2 protein-coding genes are annotated in these 2,770 nt (G+C 57.9%); both read left to right on the top strand.

Features of this window, described 5'->3' with window-relative positions; genetic code table 11:
• Window positions 1-374 precede the first annotated feature (374 nt).
• Window positions 375-1,640 carry an aspartate kinase gene (locus HMPREF2857_RS10235; protein WP_070560676.1) on the top strand — a complete coding sequence of 422 codons (1,266 nt, stop codon included), beginning with the start codon at window positions 375-377 and terminating at the stop codon, window positions 1,638-1,640.
• Between the two features lie 9 nt (window positions 1,641-1,649).
• Window positions 1,650-2,690, top strand: a complete 1,041-nt coding sequence (locus tag HMPREF2857_RS10230; protein ID WP_049171166.1) for an aspartate-semialdehyde dehydrogenase — start codon at window positions 1,650-1,652, stop codon at window positions 2,688-2,690.
• Window positions 2,691-2,770 lie beyond the last annotated feature (80 nt).

The following is a 2,770-nucleotide window of genomic DNA, read 5'->3' as shown; positions in this document are numbered from 1 at the left end:
GTGGTGATGCATTCACCGCCTGACCCTACCGGCCGGTTTTTGTCATAAACTTAGTCAGTTTCACATTTGCAGCCCGCAGCAGCGTCCGATCCACACCCAACCGACACCCCAAACACCCCAAACACCCCAGCCGTCACACCCTTTCCGCGCAGTCGCGCCCAATCCACACCCCAAATACCCCAAACACCCAACCCACACCCGAAAACCGGCCACGATACCCCGCAAACCCCCACGCAACCCGATCCAAACCCTCCACACAACCCCCGCAAGCTACGTTTTGGTAACCCACTATGTAATTACGAATGCGACTCAAGTAAATTGAGTCAATAATAGTTACGTGCATATAGTTGCCTAGTTTTTGGAGGTTGCCGACCATGGCACTGGTTGTGCAGAAGTACGGTGGTTCATCCCTGGAGAGCGCCGAACGCATTCGTCGTGTTGCAGAACGAATTGTGGAAACCAAAAAGCAGGGCAATGACGTCGTGGTTGTCTGCTCGGCAATGGGCGACACCACCGATGAGCTTCTGGACCTCGCTGAGCAGGTCAACCCGGTCCCGCCGGGACGCGAGATGGACATGCTCCTGACCGCCGGTGAGCGTATTTCTAATGCGCTGGTCGCTATGGCAATCGCAAGCCTCGGCGCATCGGCCCGTTCTTTTACCGGTTCGCAGGCCGGCGTAATTACTACGGAGCGCCACGGTAACGCCCGCATTGTCGAGGTCACTCCGGGCCGTGTCCGCGAGGCTCTCGACGAGGGCCACATCTGCCTGGTTGCCGGTTTCCAGGGTGTGAACCGCGAGACCAAGGACGTCACTACGCTGGGCCGTGGTGGCTCGGATACCACTGCGGTCGCTCTCGCGGCAGCTCTGGAGGCAGACGTCTGCGAGATTTACTCCGACGTGGATGGCGTGTACACGGCGGATCCGCGCATTGTGCCGGACGCACAGCGTTTGGACAACATTTCCTTCGAGGAGATGCTGGAGATGGCTGCGGTTGGCGCGAAGATTTTGCAACTGCGAAGTGTCGAATACGCCCGCGCGTTTAATGTTCCGTTGCGTGTGCGTTCGTCGTATAGCAATGAACTTGGCACCCTTGTTGATGGATCGATGGAGGATATCCCTATGGAAGAAGCAGTGTTGACCGGTGTGGCGCATGACCGCTCCGAGGCGAAGGTGACCGTGCTGGGCATTCCGGATGATCCGGGCCAGGCGGCGAAGATGTTCCGTGCTGTTGCGGATGCGGAGATCAACATCGATATGGTGCTGCAGAACGTCTCTACCATCGCGGATAACCGCACTGACATTACTTTCACCTGCCCGCGCGAGGACGCTCCGAAGGCGATGGCGTTGCTGAAGAAGCTGCAGGCTGACAATGACTGGAATGACGTGCTTTACGACGATCACGTGGGCAAGGTCTCCTTGGTCGGTGCTGGCATGAAGTCCCACCCGGGCGTGACTGCGACGTTCTGTGAGGCGCTCGCTGATGAGGGTGTGAATATCGACCTGATTTCCACTTCTGAGATTCGTATCTCGGTGCTGGTTAATGACCAGGATGTCGATAAGTCTGTGAAGGCTCTGCACGACGCTTTCAATCTCGGTGGCGACACCGAGGCTGTTGTTTACGCTGGTACGGGACGTTAAGGAGTTCTAATGACCACGATTGCTGTTGTTGGTGCCACTGGCCAGGTTGGTCGTGTGATGCGCACCCTGTTGGCGGAGCGTAATTTCCCGGCCGATAAGGTTCGTTTCTTCGCTTCTGCTCGTAGTGCGGGCAAGGAGTTGGAGTTCCGCGGCGAGAAGATTGTTGTCGAGGATGTCGCGGCTACTTCGGATGAGGATCTGAAGGGCATTGATGTCGCGGTGTTCTCCGCTGGCGGCACGCTGTCGAAGGAGCAGGCTCCGCGTTTTGCGGCTGCTGGCGCTGTTGTTGTTGATAACTCGTCGGCGTGGCGTAAGGATCCGGAGGTCCCGCTGGTGGTCTCCGAGGTCAACCCGGATGCTTTGCAGGACATCCCGAAGGGCATTGTCGCTAATCCGAATTGCACCACCATGGCCGCGATGCCGGTTCTCAAGCCGCTTCACGACGAGGCCGGGTTGCAGCGTCTGCGTGTGTCCTCCTACCAGGCCGTCTCGGGTTCGGGCCTTGCTGGCGTGAATACTCTGGCTGGCCAGGTGCGCGAGAACATCGACAACCTGGAGAAGCTGACCACTGATGGTTCGGCTCTGGTTGCGGAGGACTTTGGTCCGTATGTCGCACCGATTGCTTTCAACGCGCTGCCGGTGGCTGGAAACTTTGTTGATGACGGTTCACTGGAGACCGATGAGGAGCAGAAGCTCCGCAATGAGTCCCGCAAGATTCTGTCTATCCCTGAGCTGGCTGTTGCTGGTACTTGTGTGCGTGTTCCGGTGTTCACTGGCCACACGCTGGTGATTCACGCTGAGTTTGAGAATGCGCTGTCCGTGGAGAAGGCAACCGAGCTGCTGGAGTCCGCGCCGGGCGTGAAGGTCGTTGACGTTCCGAATCCGCTTGCCGCCGCTGGTGTGGATGAGTCCCTGGTGGGTCGTATCCGTGTCGATCAGTCGGTTCCGGAGGGGCGTGGCCTGGTGCTGGTTGTCTCTGGCGACAATCTGCGTAAGGGCGCTGCTCTGAATACCATCCAGATTGCGGAGTTGTTGGTCGCTGACCAGTAGTTGAGCGCAGTACTTAAAAGCGCAAAAAGTTAAGCCTCGGCACTTAGTGAACTGGTCCCCGAAAGTTGGACTGGTTTAAC

It is taken from the genome of Corynebacterium sp. HMSC076C10 (assembly GCF_001812455.1).
GTDB lineage: Bacteria > Actinomycetota > Actinomycetes > Mycobacteriales > Mycobacteriaceae > Corynebacterium > Corynebacterium jeikeium_D.
This window is presented reverse-complemented; position numbering and strand designations above follow the sequence as displayed.

Excerpts from the sequence above, each read along its gene's own strand:
- HMPREF2857_RS10235 (WP_070560676.1), top strand. The coding sequence starts at position 375 with ATGGCACTGGTTGTGCAGAAGTACGGTGGTTCATCCCTGGAGAGCGCC.
- HMPREF2857_RS10230 (WP_049171166.1), top strand. The coding sequence starts at position 1,650 with ATGACCACGATTGCTGTTGTTGGTGCCACTGGCCAGGTTGGTCGTGTG.